Origin of the sequence: Streptomyces sp. NPDC088733 (genome assembly GCF_044751185.1) — a bacterium.
GTDB lineage: Bacteria > Actinomycetota > Actinomycetes > Streptomycetales > Streptomycetaceae > Actinacidiphila.
On record NZ_JBIVLH010000003.1, the window covers coordinates 389,556 to 407,146 of the forward strand.

Sequence of the window (17,591 nt, forward strand, 5' to 3'; positions counted from 1 at the left end):
TGCCTCGCCAGCAGCTGTGGATCCCCCGTGGAACGCCGGGGTACCCGAAGAATCCTAGGAAGCACGCGTATCAAAGCCATCAGGATTCACTGCGGCCCGGGAATTCGAATCGCAATCGTTACCGGCGCGTACGTGTGAGCGCGAGATTGTCGATAAATACTCGCAAGTCGACAGGGGGCGAAATGCCCGCTGTCCGGTTTATCCGGACAGCGCCGCGGCCGGATCGGCCGGCACCGACCCCCCGTCCGTGACCACCGACTGCGGAACCGTCAATTCCGGCCGGGGCAGGGCCACACGGCGGAATGCCGACGTCCCCCGGGTCAGATCGTGGCCCGCGGCGACGGCATCGATGTCGGCCGAGATCCAGCGCTGCCCGTCGCGCTCTTCCTCACGCACCCTCAGCCGCCCCTGGACCATGAGCGGTTCGCCCACCCCCACCGAGGCCACGACGTGCTCACCGAGCGCCCGCCAGGCCCACACCGTGTAGAAACTCGTATGGCCGTCCGACCAGCCGCCGCGCTCGCGGTCCCAGCGGCGCGCCGTGGCGGCCAGCCGGAACCGGGCGACCGGCACACCGGTCGGCGTCTTCTTGAATTCCGGCCGGGTCGCGACATTTCCGACGACGGTGACCAGCGTCTCGCTCACAACCGATTCCCCCTTGATTCCGTGCCGCCGGCGGCGGCCCTTTCGCCGCCGCCCTCGCGACAAAGCCATCGTGCCCCGCCGGCGGCGATCGTGGAGAAACCGGATTCAACCTGTGGATTACTGGCGGGTTGTGGACAACTCCGTCACCCGGAAGTGGCGACCGGCCAGCACCCCGTACTGCTCGCGCACCTCCCGGTAGCGCAGCAGCTCCGCCGCGACCGGCTCCAGCACGCGGGCCCTGCCGCAGTCGGCCGCCGCGTCCGCCAGCCGGCGCTCCGCCGCCTGCCCGTGGCGCCGTGCCGGGCCGCGCGCCGCGAAACGGCCGGCCCGGGCCAGTGCGGGCCCGCCGCCCGCCCCGGCACCCAGCAGCACCAACGACAGCCACCACGGCGCACCCATGGCGCCCGCCGCCGCCGCGGCGCCGCACAAGGTGCCCGCCATCACCAGCAGCGCCAGCAGCCACTGCGCCGTACCGACCGCCGACCACCAGCCCGGCCGCCCCGGCTCCCCCGGCTCGACGCGCTCCGCCGCGGCGTCCAGAGCCTCGGGGAGCGCGTCGCCCCCGCGCCGGGCCGCCTCGCGCACCGCCTGCGCCCACGGGGCGGGCAATCCGACCGCAGCGTCGGCCGCCACCAGGCGCACGGCCTCCTCCACGACCGCCCGGGACGCGGCGAGCGCGGGCAGGCGCCCGTCCGCCGCCACCTCGTGCGGCCCCTCGCCGGCCGGGGACCGTACACCCCGCACCAGGCCCGAAAGCCGCCGCCACGGTGTCCCGCACGCCTCGTCGGCGGCCCGCAGCCACTCCCGTTCCGCCGTCCGCCCGGCCGCCGCGGCGCCGACCGCCTGCGCGAGCCGGATCGCGAAGTCCTCACGTGCCGCGTCCGTCAGACCCGTCGCGCCCTCGGCGACGTACAGCGGGCGCAGCCGTTCCGCGAGCCCGTCCACGTCCGCCGACAGGCGCCGACCCGCAGCGGCGCGCTCCGCCACGATCTGCCCGATCGCCGAGCGCAGTTCGGCCACGCCGTCCCCGCTCAGCGCGGAGGTGGCCAGCACCATGGCGCCGTCCTCGCCGTGCTCGCCGACCGCGAGCCCGTCCTCGTCCAGGAGGCGCCGCAGGTCGTCGAGGACGAGTTCCGCAGAGTCGCCCGGCAGCCGGTCGGTCTGGTTCAGGACGACGAGGGTGACGTCGGCGTGCCCGGCGAGCGGCCGCAGATAGCGTTCGTGCACGGACGCGTCCGCGTACTTCTCCGGGTCCAGCACCCACACGACGACGTCGACCAGGGTGAGCAGCCGGTCCACCTGGTCGCGATGGGTCAGCGCCGCCGAGTCGTGGTCGGGGAGGTCGAGGAGCACGAGCCCGCCGAGCCCAGCGGGCCCGTCGTGCTCCGTGCCCCCCTCCCCCACCGGGTCCTCGCCGTCGAGCACGCTGTGCCGGGCGTGCCGGTGCCGAGGGGGGATGCCCAGCCGGTCCAGCAGCCCCGCCGCGCCCTGCGGGTCCCAGGCGCAGGCCACCGGCTCGGAGGTGGTGGGCCGGCGCACACCCACCCGCGCGAGGTCCAGCCCGGTCAGCGCGTTGAACAGCGAGGACTTCCCGCTGCCCGTCGCTCCGGCGAGTGCCACCACGGTGTGGTCCGCCGACAGCCTGCGCCGGTCGCCGACCCGTTCCAGGAGTTCCCCGGCGCCGTCCAGCGCCTCGGGGCTCACGCGCGTGCGCGACAGCCCCAGCAGTTCCGACAGCGCGTCCACCCGCTCCGCGAGCACCCGCTCACCTCTCCCACAGTCCGTACGACTTCTGCATCACGGAGAGCTCCGCGATCAGCGATGCCTGCTGGCCCGCCGTGACGTCCAGTGCGTCCACCGGCCGCAAGCGGCGTTCGCGTTCGGCGTCCAGCAGCTCCCCGACGATCCGGTCCAGCGCCTCGCGCGCCCGGTCCCCGGCCCGCAGCGCGGCCAGGGCGCCGCCCAGCGTGGCGAGCCGCTCGCCGGCCGGGGTGCCCGCACGGCCGCCGAGGAGGGCGACCCCGAGCAGCGCGGCCGCGTCCTCGGGGTCCACGTCCTCGGGCGCGGAACTCACGGCCTCGTAAGCGATCCTGGTCAGGTTCCAGCTCCAGTCGGCGACGGCTTCCTCGATGCGGTCGTCGAGCCCCTCGTCGGCGGGCATGCGGGCCGCGGCGTCCAGGGGGGCGCTGCCCGCCCGGTCGCGCCGCCAGTCGTCCAGGACGCGCTCGTCGGCGGCGGTGATCCGCGTACGGAGCAGGACCGCGAGTCCCTCGGCGAGCGCGGCCTGCAGGGCCCCGGAACCGCAGTCCGGATAGCCGCGCCAGCACGCCAGCGCCTCGCCGGAGAGCGCCGCCCCCGAGGTCACGGCCTCGTCGAAGGCGTCCTGCGCCGCGTCGTAGGCGTCGTCCACGTAGCGGGCCAGGCGTGTCGCCGCCGCGTGCTGGGCGGCGGACGCGCCCGCGAGCTCCGGCAGCCGGCTGTCGAGCGAACCGAGGACGCCGGACGCGGTGCGCCGGGCCGCCTGGTGCCGCGCGGCCGGATCCTCCGCGCAGTGCGCGAGCCAGCTGCCGAGCGCGGCCACGGCGGTGTGCGGCAACAGCCCGCCACCGCCCGCCGACTCGGGCAGCTCGGGGACCGTGAACCGCGGTACGTCCCCGAGGCCGGCCCGGTCCAGCAGCGCGGCGTAGTGGTCCGAGACGTCGTCGAGGATCTGGTGCGGCACCCGGTCCAGCACGGTGGCCAGGGTGACGTCGTACTCCTTGGCGGTGCGCAGCAGATGCCACGGCACCGCGTCGGCGTAGCGGGCCGCGGTCGTCACCAGGATCCAGATGTCGGCGGCGCAGAGCAGTTCGGCGGCGAGTTCGCGATTGCGCACGACGAGGGAGTCGATGTCCGGCGCGTCGAGCAGCGCCAGTCCGCGCGGCAGGGTGTCGTCGGTCTCCAGCCGCAGCCACAACGGGCCGTCCGGCGCGCCGTGGTCGTCGTCCGCCTCGCGGCTCCCGTCGTCCGCGTCGCTCGATGCCCGCGGCCGCGGCGCCCACGCCCGCGCCAGTCCCGGCAGCACCCGCGGATCGGCGAACCACGCCCGGTCCTCGGGATGGCACACCAGCACCGGTGTCCGCGTCGTCGGCCGCAGTACCCCTGAGTCGCTCACCCGCCGCCCGATCAGCGAGTTGACCAGCGTCGACTTCCCCGCGCCCGTCGACCCGCCGACCACCGCAAGCAACGGCGCCTCCGGCGCCCGCAGCCTGGGCACCAGATAGTCGTCGAGCTGCGCCAGCAGCTCCCGGCGGGTACGGCGGGCCCGCTCCGCCCCGGGAATCGGGAGGGGAAAGCGCGCGGCGTCGACGCGGTCGCGCATCGCAGAGAGCACGTCCAGCAGATCGGGCCTCGTGTCCAAGATCGCCACAGACGCAGAATGCCCCATTTTGGTGGGTTTTTGAAGCGTATTTCGCGTACTTCACGCCTTTCGGCCCGCAAGAGCGTCCCAACGGGACACATGAGCACGGAGAGGCAGCGGCATAACGAGTGCACAACGGCCGAAGACTGGTGCGTCAAAAGTGGTGCGACATTCGCACCTGCCTGCGATTATCAGACCGCTTCACCGAACCTACACAACGTGTCATGAAGGCGAAGCAACCGGCCGCACATCAGCCGCGCCCTATCCTTGTCCCCGGCAAGGTCACGGATACCGTCGACACCATGGGGCGGGTTGGTCGCGGCCATCGTCCGGCCCCCGTAGCTCAGTGGATAGAGCAGGCGCCTTCTAAGCGCTTGGCCGCAGGTTCGAGTCCTGCCGGGGGCACGCCTTGCGCCCCTCCCTTGCGGAGGGGCTTTTTGCTGGTCAGGTGCCTGCCGGAGCGAGCGCCGCAGCGCTGGACCTCGCCCTTGTGATCATGAGCGTGGTCCGACGTCGCCCTGCTGTCACCGGGTTTTCGCGGGTGGCTCTGTCGACTGCGTGGCGACGTTCTCGCGGCAGTGCGACGATCTTCGTCCGGGTCGTCGTACGGGTGTGCCCGCGCTTCCCCGGCGGTGAGGCGAGCAGAGCGCCCGGCCCGGCGGAAAACCGACCCCGCAAGGACGTCCCGTACCGACGGCGAACGGCGGATCCGCGTCGGCGCTTCGGGCAGGGCTGGGGCGGTGCGAGGAGCCCGGAGCGCCGAGTTAGCCGGTCATCCCCGGATCAGGATGTCCGGCCGCGGCTTTCCGCCGTTGGCTGTCCTCTGCTTGCCGTTCGCCGCCCTGGCCGCGGCGGTGCCACGCGCCAGCTGGAACGCGGCGATCGGGTCGTCCGAGTCGGTCCACGGTTCCGCGCCGCACCACGGGCCGATGAGTTGGAACTGCTCGAGCGCGGCGTCGTAGTCGCCGATGTTCCCCAGGTAGTGCGCGAGCAGGTGCCTGAGGCGCGGCAGTCGCTCGTCGTCCTCGGGCACCTGGTTCAGCGAGCGTACGACGTCCGGCAGTAGGGCCTTGACCTTGGCGTTGGCCACGGGGGCCATGACACCGTGGCGTTCGCCGAGTTCGGACAGGGCGTACAGGTAGATGCCCGCCAGGGGGCTGCCTTCCGGCGCGTTCCGTACGGCGCGTTCCGCGAAGTCCATCATCTGCTTGTCGGTGCCGCACCATTTGGCGCACCAGTACTGCAGGGCCTGCCAGTGGCCCGCGTAGTGGTGCGGGGCGCGCTCCACCAGTCCGTCCCACAGGGGCTGGAACTTCATGCCGCGGTACTTGAGGGCGCGGGCAGTGGTGATCATGACGACCCAGGGGCCCGGGTCCCGGGGTGCGAGTTCGGCGGCCTTCTGCGCCGCCTTCATGGCCTCGGGCAGCATCTGCTGGAAGCGGCTCATGCGCTCGATCGGGACCTGGTTCGCGTACCCGGATCCCCGTACCTCCCATGCCTGGTGCACGAGCAACTCCGCGCGGAGCGTGGCGGCGTCACTGTTCTCCGGCTCGCTCCGGACCCATTCGTCCAGCCATGCGCCGTCCCGCTGCGCGATCTCCTGCAGCAGTTCCAGCCGGTTCCAGCGCTGGTCCCATTCCTGTCCGGCGGCCGCCACGTACGAGGCCGCCGCGCGCCAGTCGCCCGCCCACACCGTGTCCGCCAGGGCCTGCATCTCCCTGAGCCGCGAGGCCGGCAGCGGAGGCCCGGGGCGCCCGGCGTCGAGTTGCGCCAGAGGGGCGAGCCCGTACTCGGCGGGGTCGAACTGCGTACGGACCCATCGCGCGACGCGGGCCTTGTGTATGGCGGCAAAGGGGCTTTTCACACCGGAGATCATCCAGCGCGTGGTTACCGACGGCAACCCGCCGGCCGTGACGACGAGCCGTCACCGGAGCACCCGTTCACCACCGACGAGTCGCGCCGCCGCGTTCCGGTCCCATCGACTCCAGTATGCGGTCGAGTGTCCGGCGCCCCATGGCGCTCATCGTCGGATTGCTCTCGACGTAGTACCAGACCAAGCCCACCGCCTGTTCGAACGCCCATGCCTTGCCGCGCTCCCACTCCAGGTCGTCACAGGCCAGGGCCCGCCGGAGGACTTCCCGCGGGCCCCGCCGCAACAGGTGCCAGGCACTGACCAGATCCAGCGCCGGGTCCGCCGGACCGAAGCCGCCGGTGTCGATCACGCCGCTGAGCCGGTCTCCCGCGACCAGTACATTGCCGGGGATCAGGTCACCATGGCTCATCACGTCGGCGGCCGTGCGGGGCAACTCCCGGAAGTGGCACCACGCCTGACGGAGCCGCGGCACGTCGAGCAGCCCCTCGCTCTCCTCGAAGCACTTCGCCGTCCAGTCGTCGTGGTGGGCGAGAACGCCGCCACGGCCGTTCCCGCCGAAGAGCCGCCCCCGCGTCCCGGCGCCGCGCAGGGTGGCGATGAAGGCCGCGAGGTCCTCGGCAAAAGCGTCCGACCCACTCGGGTCGGCATCGGACGCGATCGTTCCCGGCAGCCATGTCTGGACCGACCACGGCATGGGGTAACCCGCTCCGGGTTTTCCCAGGGCGACCGGTTCCGGGGCGGGGAACCTCGACACCTGTGCCAGCTCCGCGCTCGCCCGGGCTTCCTGCTCGAGAACCGCCAGCGCCCCGGCAGGTTCGGCCGGACGGAGCGGGAAGCGGGCCGAGAGGCCGTTCCCGATGCGGAAGATCGCATTGACCGTCCCGGTCGACGACACACGTCGGATCGCCTTGCCGCTCCACTGCGGGAACTGCTCCTGGATCAGGGCCGCGACGATCTCGGCCGTCACGTCCACCTGGTCATCGTGCATGGTCACGCCCGCGGGCCCTCCACTGGTCGCGTCCGGAACGCCGGAGGCGGACCGGACCGGCTGGGACGACAGCCAGTATTCAGATGCCAGGGGTGGGATCAACCGATATTCGCCGCCCCAGGTCACAGCCCGGCCTCGGGCCGGATCACTTGTGCAGCTGCTCGGCCAGTCCGACGATGATGCCGGACGGGCCGCGGAGGTAGCAGAGCAGAAAGCTGTCCTCGTAGCGGGCGATCCCGCCGAGGAGTTCGGCGCCGTGGGGGCGCAGGCGGGCGACGGTGTCCTCGATGTCGTCGACGGCGAACATGACGCGGTGCGTGCCCAGGATGTTGTGCGGCCGGTTGCGTGGCTCGTCGCCGATCGCCACGGGGCTGCGGTACCTCGCCAGTTCGAGCCGGCTGCCGCCGTCCGGGGTCCGGACCATCGCGATGTCGCAGTGGACGCCGTCGAGTCCGGTGCACTGGTCGGCGAAGGGGCCCTCGACCTCCGCCGTGCCCTCCAGCTCCATACCGAGTTCCACGAAGAACGCGACGGCGGCGTCCAGGTCCTCGACGACGATGCCGACGTTGTCCATCCGCTGAATCGCCATGCGGGTCTCTCCTTCATCCTGGTGCGGCCGGTGGCCGCCGCTGGTGTCCCCGGGACGGAGCCGGTGGCCCGTTCTCGACATCCACGGCCAGGGTAGGCACGCCCGGCCCGGCGCCCGGCCGGTCCGGGGCCCGCACCGGCGGTGTTGCGGACCGCCGGGGCGGGAGGAGCATGGGAAGGGGGGTGTTCCGGGGACGGGAGTGGCAGCGCGGGCGCTGGGCGGGGGCGGCACGCCGCGTCCTCGCGGTGGCACGAGCGGCAGGGACCCGGCACATGACCGCACCAGACTCCTACGGCTACGCCTACGACGCTGTCGTCGTCGGTGGCGGCCACAACGGGCTCGTGGCGGCCCTGTACCTGGCGCGGGCGGGGTGGGCGGTGGCCGTGCTGGAGCGGAACGCCGTGGTGGGAGGGGCCATCGCGAGCGGTGAGGTCACGCTCCCCGGGTTCGTGCACGATCTGTACTCCACCAACCAGAACCTCTTCCTCGGGTCCCGCGCGTACGCCGACTTCGCCCCGGCGCTGTCCCGCCACGGGCTGCGGTTCCGCACGACCGACCGCCCCTTCGCCAATGCCTTCCCGGACGGGTCGAGCGTGCAGGTCCACGGCGACTACGAGCGCACCCTCGCGCGGCTGGCGGAGCACAGCGCCGGGGATGCCGCGGGTTTCGCGGGCCTGTACCGGCTGTACCAGCGGTTCGCGCCGTACCTGTTCGGCCTGTACGGCAGTGCCGTGCCGTCGGGCGCGGCCGCGCGGCAACTGGCGGGCCTGCTGCGCCGTCACGGCCTGCGGGGCGCTCGGGAGCTCGCCCACACGCTGGTGATGAGCACCCGGGAGCTGGGCGAGACCTGGTTCGCCACCCGGGAGGCGCGGGCCATGGCGGCCTGCTGGGGCATGCACCTGGACTTCGGCCCGGACGTGGCGGGCGGGGCGATGTTCCCGCTGCTGGAGATGTTCGCGGACATGGAGAACGGCATCGCCGTCGTCGAGGGGGGCGCGGAGCGGCTGCCGCTGGCGCTCGCCTCGGTGCTGGCGGAGTACGGCGGCGAGATCCGCACCGGGGCGGAAGTGGATCGCGTCCTGTGCCGCGACGGCCGGGCAGCGGGCGTGCGCTGCGCCGACGGCACCACGCTGACGGCGCGCCGTGCCGTGGTCGCGGACGTCGCGCCGGTGGCGCTGTACGAGCGGTTGCTCGATGCCGGGGAGGCGCCCGCGCATGTGCGGCGCAAGGCGCGCGACTACCGGTACGGGCCCGGCACGATGATGCTGCACCTCGCGCTCGACGGGCCGCTGCCCTGGGCGGCGGGGGACGAACTGTCCGGCTTCGGCTACGTGCACGTGGCGCCGTACGTCGACGATCTGGCGCGCACCTACACCGAGGCCCAGGCGGGGCTGCTGCCCGCCGAACCGCTGCTGGTCGTGGGGCAGACCTCCACGGTCGACCCGACGCGGGCCCCGGCCGGCCGGCACGTCGTGTGGATCCAGATCCGCGCGGTGCCCTCGGTCATCCGCGGGGACGCGGCGGGGACCATTCGGGACACCCGCTGGCCCGAGGCGGTCGGGCCGATGACCGAGCGGGTGCTGGCCAAGCTGGAGGACTACGCGCCCGGCACCCGGTCGCGGATCGCCGGTGCCACCGCCTGGGGCCCCCAGGACCTGGAGGCGGCCGATCCGAACCTGGTCGGCGGCGACAGTGTCGCCGGCAGCCACCATCTGTGCCAGAACCTCGTCTTCCGGCCGATGCCCGGGCACAGCGGCTATCGCACGGCGGTCCCCGGCCTGTATCTGACCGGTGCCGCGACCTGGCCGGGCGCGGGCAACAACGCCGCGTCCGGCCGGCTCGCCGCCCGCCAAGTGCTCCAGGACGTCCGGCTGCGCCGCGGGACGTGGGCGGCCCGTGCCCGGCGTCGCTCGGCCCGGGACGGGGCCGGTGGCGGAGGGCCGGACCGCCGGGGATGAGGAACATCTCGGCCCCGCCGGGCTCGTGGCCGTGAACACGGCCCGGAGCGGACCGTGTTGCCGCGTCGGCCTGTCGCAGCCCCGTACGTCCGCCCCTCCTCGCGGAGGGGCTTTTTGAGGCGTGTGTCACAGATCGGCGCCGCGTCCGGTCGAATGCGTAAACAGCCCTGAAAGCGACATATCAAGCACCGCCGTGGGCGCCCGCCTGCCCGAGGGAGAAGTCCGATGACCACCACCACGCTCACGCTCAGTGAACACACGGACACGTCCGCGATATCCGACTCGGCCATCGCACTGCTCGACGAGCGGGGGACGGTGGTCGCCTGGACCCGGGCCGCCGAGCGTCTCGTCGGATATTCGGCCTGCGATGCGGTGGGCCGGTCCGCCGCACCCGTCCTCCCTTCCCTCGGGGAAGCCCCGACGATGTCGGCCTTCGTCGAGAAGTGCCGCGACGACAACGGCTGGTCGGGCACGACGGACGTGCGCGACCGCCACGGACGCACGGTCGACGTCGGCCTGCGCTTCTCGACGGTGCGGGGGCAGGACGGGACAACGCGCTGGCTCGCGTCCGTGGGCGACGTCGGCGCGATGTCCGGGAAGGCGGGCAACAAGGCGATGCGGGGCGCGCTGCTGACCCGCGCGCCGATCGGCATCGTCGTCCGCGACCGGCAGCTGCGGTGCACCTGGGCGAACGACGTGATGGAGGACCACGACGGCATCCCCCTGCACCTCCGGCTCGGGCAGCGGTTCACCGATGTGCTGCCCGGCACCAAGGCCGAAGCGCTGGAGGGCGTGATGCGGCAGGTGCTGCGGAGCGGCACGACCAAGGTCCACGAGTACCGGACGTGGCTGCCGACGAATCTGGGCCCCGAGCACCCGTTCGCGGCCTCGTTCCACTGCCTGCAGGGCGCCGACGGACAGCCGCTGGGGGTGTGCGTCATCAGCGTCGACGTCACCGAGAGCCGCCGGGTGCGCGAGCGGCTCGCCGTCCTCGGCGAGGCCGGGGCCCGCCTCGGCAGCACCCTGGACGTGATGCAGACCAGCCAGGAACTGGCCGACCTCGCCGTGCCCCTGCTCGCCGACTACGTCGCCGTGGACCTGGAGCAGGCGGTGCCGTTCGGTGAGGGACCCCCGGTCCGCATCGGTCCGGGTGAGCGGCAGCCCGTCTTCCGGCGGGCCGGTCTGGCCTCGATCCACCGGGGGGTCCCGGAGTCCGTCTGGGTACGCGGGGAGCCGGTCCCCGTCCCGCCCGACTCGCCCTTCAGCGAGGTCCTGTGCACCGGCAGGACCCATCTGGAGCCGATCCTGGACACCGCTCCGGGGCTGTGGATCGACAAGATCCCGGCACTGGCCCGGAAGGTCCACGAGCACGGCGTGCACTCGCTGATGATCGTGCCGATCCGCGCGCGGCGCACCGTGCTGGGCATGGTCGTCTTCGTCCGCACCCAGGACCCGGTGCCGTTCCAGGAGGCCGACCGGCTCCTGGCCGAGGAACTCGTCAACCGTGCCGCGGTGTCGCTGGACAACGCCCGCCAGTACGCCCGCGAGCACACCGCGGCCCTCGCGCTCCAGCGCAACCTGCTCCCGAGCCGCCTGCGGGGCGGCACGGCGGTCGAGGCCGCCTCCCGCTATCTGCCCGCCGACGTGGACCACGGGGTCGGCGGTGACTGGTTCGACGTGATCCCGCTGTCCGGCGCCCGGGTGGGGCTGGTCGTCGGGGACGTGGTCGGGCACGGTCTCCACGCCGCCGCGGCCATGGGCCGGCTCCGCACCGCCGTGCAGACGCTCGCCGACATGGACCTGCCGCCCGACGAGCTGATGGCCCACCTCGACGACACGGTCCAGCGGCTGGCCGACGAGGACGACGACGAGACCCCGGCGGCGGTGGGCGCCACCTGCCTGTACGCCGTGTACGACCCGGCCACCCGCCGGTGCACCATGGCACGGGCCGGGCACCCCCCGCCCGCGGTCATCGACCCCCGGGGCCGGGTCAGCTTCCCCGAGCTGCCCACCGGAACCCCGCTGGGCATCGGGCTGGGAGTGCCCTTCGAGTCGGTGGAGCTGGAACTGCCCGAGGGAAGTCTGCTCGCCCTGTACACCGACGGCCTGATCGAGACCCGCGGCCACGACATCGACGAGGGAATGCACCGCCTGGGCACCTCCCTCGCCCAGCCGGGGCGGTCCCTGGAGGACCTCTGCGACCTCGCGACGGAGCCCTACCCGGACCAGGCGCCGTGCGACGACGTCACCCTGCTGCTGGTCCGTACCCGGTCGCTCGACCCGGCCCAGGTCGCCTCCTGGACGCTGCCCAGCGACGACACGGCCGCGCGCCGCGCCCGGCACCTGGCCACCTTCCAGCTGGACGAATGGGGCCTGGAGGGTCTCGAGGAGTCCACGAAGCTGATCGTCAGCGAGCTGGTCACCAACGCCGTCCGCCACAGCACCGGCCCGATCGGCCTGCGCCTGATCCACCACCACGTGCTGACCTGCGAGGTGTTCGACACCGACGTGTGCTCGCCGCATCTGCGCCGCGCCCGCACCGTCGACGAGAACGGCCGCGGCCTGTTCCTGGTCGCGCAGATGTCCCGCCGGTGGGGTTCCCGCTCGGTGACGGGCGGAAAGGTCGTCTGGGCCGAGGCGGAACTGGCGTCAGCGTCCTGAACGCGTCGGCGGCCGGGACCGGGTGCTCCGCGCAGCCGGACGGCCATCGGGCCGTGACCCGCGCGTATCCCGGAGTACGGCAGTGATCACTACGGTCCCGCCATGCAGACGAACAACTCGGAACCGGTCTGGCCGCGCAATGCCGCCCTGGCCGTGATCGCGGCGCTGGCGGCCTTCCTCGTGCTCCGGCAGCCGGCCGAGGCGCCCCAGGACACGGACATGGCGGTACCCGCGGCCTCCGCGCCGGCGGTGCGCGCCACCCCGGGGACCGCGGCGGACGAACGGCCGATGGCCCCGCCGGCGGAGCTGTTCCCGGCGCGGATGGCGAACGGGACCGACGGCGTGTTCACCCGGCTCGGGGCGACCGTGATGGAGTCGTGCACGGCGCGCGACTCGGTCGGGCCCTCGCTGGCGGGGCGCATCAGGGCGAGCAAGGGCTGCGTGGGCGAGGAGATCGCGCTCTACAAGGACGCGCACGGCGACCGGTTCAACCTGGCCGTGTTCACGATGAAGGATCCGCGGGACACGCTGCGGCTGGTGACCTGGCTGATGACGAACTTCGGCGACTACCAGGTGGCGGCCCAGACCCCGCCCCGCGGGTCCGGGCTGCCGGTCCTGCCGGCGGACAGCGGAATGGTGCAGTCCTTCGCCGGTGTGGGACGCGTGATGATCGTCGGGCTGGCCCAGTGGTCGGACGGACGGGTCCGCGACTACCAGGAACTGACGGACCGTCTGCAGCCGCTCGTGCAGGGCGCCGCGAGGAACATCGCCCGCTACGAGACCGCGGCGCCGGTGACCCCGCACGTGTGACGCCTCAGCCGCCCATGACGCGGTCCAGCGTGTCGAGCACGGCGCCCCAGGGCAGTTCGGGAGCGGCGAGCGACGTGCGGGGCTCGGGGAGCGGGCGGCCGGCCGGGTCGTCGACGAGGTGGACGCCGGCCTCGCGGAGCGTCGCGAGATGGCGGCCCCAGGCGGGATGCCGGGCGTGGGCGGCGTTGACCGCGGGCAGGACGACGACCGGGACACCGCGGGTGCCCAGCGCCTCGCAGGTCTGCGTGAGGGCCTGGTTGTCGCCGATGCCGAGGGCGAGTTTGGCCACCGTGCTGGCGCTCGCGGGCGCCACCACGTGGCAGTCGGCGGCCGGATGCGGCCGGGGCTCGGCGGGCAGCCGCGGCTCGTCGCGCACCGGCAGGCCCGTGGCGCGCTCCAGGCGGTCGATCTCGCCGAGGGGGGGCAGCCAGCGGGCGGCGGTGGGAGTGAGCGTGACGGCCACCCGCCAGCCGCGGGCGAGGGCGGGCAGCACGAGGCCGTCGCGCAGGGACTCGACGCCGCCGGCGGCCGAGCCGACGACGGCGAGGACTCCACGGACCGGTTGAGGAGGCATGGCCTTCCCCTACCCGAAGCGACCCTCCACGTAGTCCGCGGTGCGCGGGTCGGCGGGCGTGGAGAACATGGTCGTGGTGAGGCCGTGCTCCACGATGCCGCCGGGCGTGCCCTGTTCGGCCAGGAAGAACGCGCACTGGTCGGAGACGCGGGCGGCCTGCTGCATGTTGTGGGTGACGATCACGATGGTGACCTCGTCGGCCAGTTCGCGGATCGTCTCCTCGATGCGCCGGGTGGAGGTCGGGTCCAGCGCCGAGCAGGGCTCGTCCATCAGCAGCACCTTGGGGCGCACGGCGAGCGAGCGGGCGATGCACAGACGCTGCTGCTGACCGCCCGACAGGGCGCCGCCGGGCTGCCGGAGCCGGGACCGGACCTCCTTCCACAGGCCGGCCTTGGTCAGGCACTCCTCGACCAGGGCGTCCTTGGCGTCGCTGCGCACGCGCAGCCCGGTGAGCTTCAGGCCCGCGGTGACGTTGTCGTAGATGGACATCGCCGGGAACGGGTTGGGCTTCTGGAAGACCATCCCGATCCGGCGGCGGGCCTCGGTGAGCCGGCGGTCGGGCGCGTAGATGTCCTCGCCGTCCAGCAGGACCTCGCCGGCGAGCGACGCGGACGGGATGAGCTCGTGCATGCGGTTCAGGGTCCGCAGGAAGGTCGACTTGCCGCAGCCGGACGGGCCGATGAGGGCGGTCACCTGCCCGGCGGGCATGGTCAGGGAGACCTTTTCGAGGACCTTGTGGTCGCCGAACCAGCAGGAGATGCGGTTGGCTTCGAGGGTGGCACCGGAAGGGGCGTCCTCGGGGTGCCCGGGGATCGGCGGGAGCGGGATGGTGGTCTCGGTCACGGACGGGTCCTCACATCAGGTTGGGCAGGAGCAGCGCGGCGTTGTCCGCGACGAGGAGGCCGAGCACGCCGAGCACGGGAACACCCACGACCCAGGCGTGCCGCCGTCCCCAGCGGGCGTGGGCCCACGCGAGCAGGGCCGCCGCGGCCACGAGGGCCTGGCCCAACAGCACCAGGGGCAGCCAGGCGGACTTCTGGACGGCCATGGGCTTCTCGTCGTCCGGCAGGGCGGCGGCGGCGACGGCGGGCGCCGACGCGGGCTGGGCCGGCGAGATGAGGTCGGCGTCGACGCGCAGGATGCCCCACGGCATGAAGGGCGTGCCGTCGGCCGTGATCAGGGTGAGGCGGCCGCCTCCCTGGGCGACGGCCTGCGGCTGCGGGTCGCCGGCGCGGCGCACGCCGATCACCCGGTAGGTGTGGGTGCCCTGGCCGGTGGTGACCTTGATGGTCCAGCCCTCGTGCAGTCCGTCCAGGTTGCGGAAGGGCCCGCCGTACATGCCCTGGCGGCCCATGATGACGCTGACGCCGGCCTGGCCGGGCAGGGGCGTGTCGCGGCGGTGGCCCAGCCCGCGGGACAGGGTGCGGGCGGTGGTTCCCTCGTCGACGACCTCGCGCAGGTGCAGCCGCGGGATCTCCAGCACGGCGAAGGGCACGCCGGGGGCGAGCTGCTTGACGCCCTCCATCGGCGCCGCGCCCACGGGGGCGACGCCGTTGGCGAGTTCGCCGCGCAGGTCGGCGTAGTCGACCTGCCGGTCGCGGACGTGCCGGACGTGGCCGAGCAGGCCGACGTCGGCGACGAATCCGAGGAGCAGTGCCGCGAGGATGCTGAGCGCGGCGCCTGCCACGCGCAGCCCGGGGCCGGCCGGGCGCGTCACGCGCGCCCGGCCGGCCTCGGATCCGGCCTCCGGCACAAAGGCATAGGGGTGGCCCCACGGCCCGCCGGCCCCCGAGGGGGCGGCGGGCCGTTCGCCGAGTTCGGCGACCGGGGCCGGGGTGCCGGCTGGGGTCATGCCACTCTCACCGACTTGGAGACGGCAGTGCCGTTCGTGTAGCCGGTCCGCCGCGCGGTGACCACGACGGTCACCAGGTGCTTGCGGTCGGACTTGGTGAGGACGTACGTGGAGTGCGTGGCGCCCTTGATGTTGTGGCCGTCACGCCGCCACACGTAGCTGTAGGACGTGCCCGAGGGCTTCCAGGTGCCGACCTTGGCGGTGACGCGCTTGCCCACCTTGGCCGTGCCCGAGATCGCGGGCTTGGTGGCGTTCTGCAGGGCGGGGCCGACGGCCACGGTCACTGCGGGGCTGGTGACGGTGAGCTTGCCCGTGCTGTTGCCGGCGGTGGGACGGCAGGCGATCTTGTGCTTGTAGTCCGTGGCGGCCAGGACCAGGGTCCTGGCGGTCTTCCCGCCGTACGTCTTGCCGTCGCGCAGCCAGGCGTAGGTCACCGTGCTGGCGCCGCGGAAGCTCACCGAGCAGGTCACGGTCGAGGCGACCCGGGCGGTGCCCGTCACCTTGGCGGCCGTCACGAGCGCCGGGGGCTTGATCTTGACGACGAAGGACTTGACCGCCGAGGTGGACGCCCCGTACGCCGCCGAATTGGCCGGGGTGAAGGCGGCCTTCAGGGAGTGGGTGCCCACCTTGAGGGCGCTGGTGCTCAGGGACGCCGTTCCGGAGGTCACGTTGACCGGGGAGCCGACCTGCGTCGCACCGTCGAGGAAGCGCACGGTGCCGGCGGCCCCGGCCGGGGCGACGGTGGCGGTGAGCTTCACGGCGGAGCCCTCGACGACCGGGCCCGCCGGGGAGGCGGCCAGGGTGGTCGTGGTGGCGACCTGCGGCAGGGTGTCCTGGTAGTGGGTGTTGGAGGTGAACCAGATCGACGTGGTGAAGTCGCCGAAGGTGGCGTCGCCGAAGGCCTTGCGGCAGGTCAGGGTGAAGTCGTAGCGGCCCTGGAGCGTGCTGAAACCCGCCTCGCTGGCGTAGTCGCGCATCGTCTCGGTGAGAGGCACCTCGAAGCCGCCGTCGGGCGTCGGGTTGTAGATGGCGATCTCCGAGTTGCCCACGACGTACTGGCCCTCGGCGGGGAATCCGGCGCCCTTCACCGAGACGATGAGGTTGGTCGCGGGCTCCGGGCAGGGCGCCGAGGTGCTCAGGGAGATGCCCTGGGTGTCGGAGCCGGTCGACGGGGTCACCTTCATCGTGCCGACGACGTCGGCACGGGCACCCGAGGTGCCGAGCGCGAGCGCGCCGGCGGCGAGCAGGGAGGCGACGCCGGCCGACAGGCAGCGGCGTGCGGTGGTGGACATCATGGTCGTCTCCGGACCTCAGTCGTTCGGGGTGTCGTGGAAGGTGAGCAGTCCGCGGCGGCGCGCGATGCGCACCGCGGCGAATCCGGCCGCGACCAGGGCGGCCGCGGTGCCGCCGAGAACGGCCGCGTTGGCGCCGGTGGCCGCGAGCGAGCCGCCGCCGGTACCGCCGCCGTTCACGTTGGTGGAGATGCCCTCGGTGCCGCCGTCCGTCGAACCGCCGTCCGTGGAACCGCCGTCGGTCGTACCGCCGTCGGTGGTGCCGCCGTCCGCGGTGCCGTCGGTGGGCTCACCGGTGTCGGTCGGCTCACTCGTGTCGGTCGGCTCACCGGTGTCGGTGGGCTCCGCGGTGTCGGTCGGCGTGGTCGTCGGCGTCGTGGTCGGCGTCGTGGTGGGGGTGGTGGTCGGCGTCGTGGTCGGCGTGTTCGTCGGCGCGGCCGGGTCGGTGGACTGGTACGTGGTGTTGGACGTGAACCAGATCGACCCGGTGAAGTCCCCGTAGGTGGTGTCCCCGAAGGCCCTCCCGCAGGTCACGGTGAAGGTGTACTTGCCCTCCAGCACCTTGAAACCCGCCTCGTTGGCGTAGTCGCGCATCGTCTCGATCAGGGGCACGTCGAAGCCGCCCTCGGGCGTCTGGTTGTAGGTGCTCGTCGGCGCGTTTCCCACGACGTTCTGGCCCTCGGCGGGGAAGCCGGAGCCCTTCACCGAGGCGATGACGTAGTCCGCGGGCGCCGGGCAGAGGGCGTCGGTGGTCAGGGTGATGCCGCTGGTGTCGGACCCGTGGTCCGGGGCCACCGTCATCGTTCCCACGACCTCGGCGTGCGCGGCGGAGGCACCGAGCAGGCCCACCGCGCCCCACGTGAGCACCAGGGCTCCGAGGCCGGCCGCTGCCGGCCGGGACAGGCTTCTGATGGACATGATCTTCTCTCCTCTTGCGTAGGGTCTGATG

14 protein-coding genes and 1 tRNA gene are annotated in these 17,591 nt (G+C 73.2%); 4 read left to right on the forward strand and 11 right to left on the reverse strand.

What is annotated here, in order from left to right; all coding sequences use genetic code 11:
- Positions 1-198 precede the first annotated feature (198 nt).
- The 3 genes from ACIP64_RS07840 to ACIP64_RS07850 form a co-directional block, all read right to left on the reverse strand.
- Positions 199-645 carry a single-stranded DNA-binding protein gene (locus tag ACIP64_RS07840; RefSeq protein WP_401582903.1) on the reverse strand — a complete coding sequence of 149 codons (447 nt, stop codon included), beginning with the start codon at positions 643-645 and terminating at the stop codon, positions 199-201.
- 117 nt (positions 646-762) lie between these two features.
- Entirely contained in the window at positions 763-2,406 is a 1,644-nt protein-coding gene (locus tag ACIP64_RS07845; protein WP_401582904.1) for a GTPase, read from the reverse strand.
- 4 nt (positions 2,407-2,410) lie between these two features.
- Positions 2,411-4,045: a dynamin family protein gene (locus ACIP64_RS07850; RefSeq protein WP_401583210.1), complete on the reverse strand. Its 1,635-nt coding sequence runs from the start codon at positions 4,043-4,045 to the stop codon at positions 2,411-2,413.
- A gap of 332 nt (positions 4,046-4,377) precedes the next feature.
- Here ACIP64_RS07850 and ACIP64_RS07855 point away from each other — a divergent pair.
- Positions 4,378-4,450 (forward strand) — tRNA-Arg (locus ACIP64_RS07855).
- A gap of 367 nt (positions 4,451-4,817) precedes the next feature.
- On the opposite strand, the gene ACIP64_RS07860 is transcribed toward ACIP64_RS07855, so the two are convergent.
- From ACIP64_RS07860 to ACIP64_RS07870, 3 genes are all read right to left on the reverse strand, one after another.
- Positions 4,818-5,909, reverse strand: a complete 1,092-nt coding sequence (locus tag ACIP64_RS07860) for a hypothetical protein (RefSeq protein WP_401582906.1) — start codon at positions 5,907-5,909, stop codon at positions 4,818-4,820.
- Between the two features lie 76 nt (positions 5,910-5,985).
- Entirely contained in the window at positions 5,986-6,906 is a 921-nt protein-coding gene (locus ACIP64_RS07865; RefSeq protein WP_401583211.1) for an aminoglycoside phosphotransferase family protein, read from the reverse strand.
- A gap of 145 nt (positions 6,907-7,051) precedes the next feature.
- Positions 7,052-7,495 carry a VOC family protein gene (locus ACIP64_RS07870; RefSeq protein ID WP_401582908.1) on the reverse strand — a complete coding sequence of 148 codons (444 nt, stop codon included), beginning with the start codon at positions 7,493-7,495 and terminating at the stop codon, positions 7,052-7,054.
- Between the two features lie 272 nt (positions 7,496-7,767).
- On the opposite strand from ACIP64_RS07870, the gene ACIP64_RS07875 reads away from it, so the two are divergent.
- From ACIP64_RS07875 to ACIP64_RS07885, 3 genes are all read left to right on the forward strand, one after another.
- Positions 7,768-9,453 carry a phytoene desaturase family protein gene (locus ACIP64_RS07875; RefSeq protein WP_401582910.1) on the forward strand — a complete coding sequence of 562 codons (1,686 nt, stop codon included), beginning with the start codon at positions 7,768-7,770 and terminating at the stop codon, positions 9,451-9,453.
- A 225-nt stretch (positions 9,454-9,678) separates the two neighbouring features.
- Positions 9,679-12,114 carry a SpoIIE family protein phosphatase gene (locus ACIP64_RS07880; RefSeq protein ID WP_401582911.1) on the forward strand — a complete coding sequence of 812 codons (2,436 nt, stop codon included), beginning with the start codon at positions 9,679-9,681 and terminating at the stop codon, positions 12,112-12,114.
- A 102-nt stretch (positions 12,115-12,216) separates the two neighbouring features.
- Positions 12,217-12,924 carry a hypothetical protein gene (locus ACIP64_RS07885; protein ID WP_401582912.1) on the forward strand — a complete coding sequence of 236 codons (708 nt, stop codon included), beginning with the start codon at positions 12,217-12,219 and terminating at the stop codon, positions 12,922-12,924.
- A gap of 4 nt (positions 12,925-12,928) precedes the next feature.
- On the opposite strand, the gene ACIP64_RS07890 is transcribed toward ACIP64_RS07885, so the two are convergent.
- Genes ACIP64_RS07890 through ACIP64_RS07910 form a run of 5 tightly spaced genes read right to left on the reverse strand, consistent with a single transcriptional unit; the run spans position 12,929 to position 17,560 of the window.
- Positions 12,929-13,498 carry a flavoprotein gene (locus ACIP64_RS07890; protein ID WP_401582914.1) on the reverse strand — a complete coding sequence of 190 codons (570 nt, stop codon included), beginning with the start codon at positions 13,496-13,498 and terminating at the stop codon, positions 12,929-12,931.
- Positions 13,499-13,507: 9 nt separating this feature from the next.
- Positions 13,508-14,311, reverse strand: coding sequence for a phosphate ABC transporter ATP-binding protein (locus tag ACIP64_RS07895; RefSeq protein WP_401583213.1), 804 nt, complete (start codon positions 14,309-14,311; stop codon positions 13,508-13,510).
- Between the two features lie 40 nt (positions 14,312-14,351).
- On the reverse strand, positions 14,352-15,350 hold the full coding sequence (locus ACIP64_RS07900) for a sortase (RefSeq protein WP_401582915.1): 999 nt from the start codon (positions 15,348-15,350) through the stop codon (positions 14,352-14,354).
- The gene (locus tag ACIP64_RS07905; protein WP_401582917.1) at positions 15,347-16,645 is read right to left on the reverse strand and encodes an Ig-like domain-containing protein; all 1,299 of its coding nucleotides are present in this window, start codon (positions 16,643-16,645) and stop codon (positions 15,347-15,349) included. The genes ACIP64_RS07900 and ACIP64_RS07905 overlap by 4 nt, the downstream gene beginning before the upstream one ends.
- 15 nt (positions 16,646-16,660) lie before the next feature.
- Positions 16,661-17,560, reverse strand: coding sequence for a hypothetical protein (locus ACIP64_RS07910; protein ID WP_401582919.1), 900 nt, complete (start codon positions 17,558-17,560; stop codon positions 16,661-16,663).
- Positions 17,561-17,591: the final 31 nt, after the last annotated feature.

Coding starts and splice junctions, on each gene's coding strand:
- ACIP64_RS07865 (WP_401583211.1), bottom strand. CDS start 6,906: ATGCACGATGACCAGGTGGACGTGACGGCCGAGATCGTCGCGGCCCTG.
- ACIP64_RS07905 (WP_401582917.1), bottom strand. CDS start 16,645: ATGATGTCCACCACCGCACGCCGCTGCCTGTCGGCCGGCGTCGCCTCC.
- ACIP64_RS07900 (WP_401582915.1), bottom strand. CDS start 15,350: ATGACCCCAGCCGGCACCCCGGCCCCGGTCGCCGAACTCGGCGAACGG.
- ACIP64_RS07870 (WP_401582908.1), bottom strand. CDS start 7,495: ATGGCGATTCAGCGGATGGACAACGTCGGCATCGTCGTCGAGGACCTG.
- ACIP64_RS07875 (WP_401582910.1), top strand. CDS start 7,768: ATGACCGCACCAGACTCCTACGGCTACGCCTACGACGCTGTCGTCGTC.
- ACIP64_RS07885 (WP_401582912.1), top strand. CDS start 12,217: ATGCAGACGAACAACTCGGAACCGGTCTGGCCGCGCAATGCCGCCCTG.
- ACIP64_RS07890 (WP_401582914.1), bottom strand. CDS start 13,498: ATGCCTCCTCAACCGGTCCGTGGAGTCCTCGCCGTCGTCGGCTCGGCC.
- ACIP64_RS07910 (WP_401582919.1), bottom strand. CDS start 17,560: ATGTCCATCAGAAGCCTGTCCCGGCCGGCAGCGGCCGGCCTCGGAGCC.
- ACIP64_RS07880 (WP_401582911.1), top strand. CDS start 9,679: ATGACCACCACCACGCTCACGCTCAGTGAACACACGGACACGTCCGCG.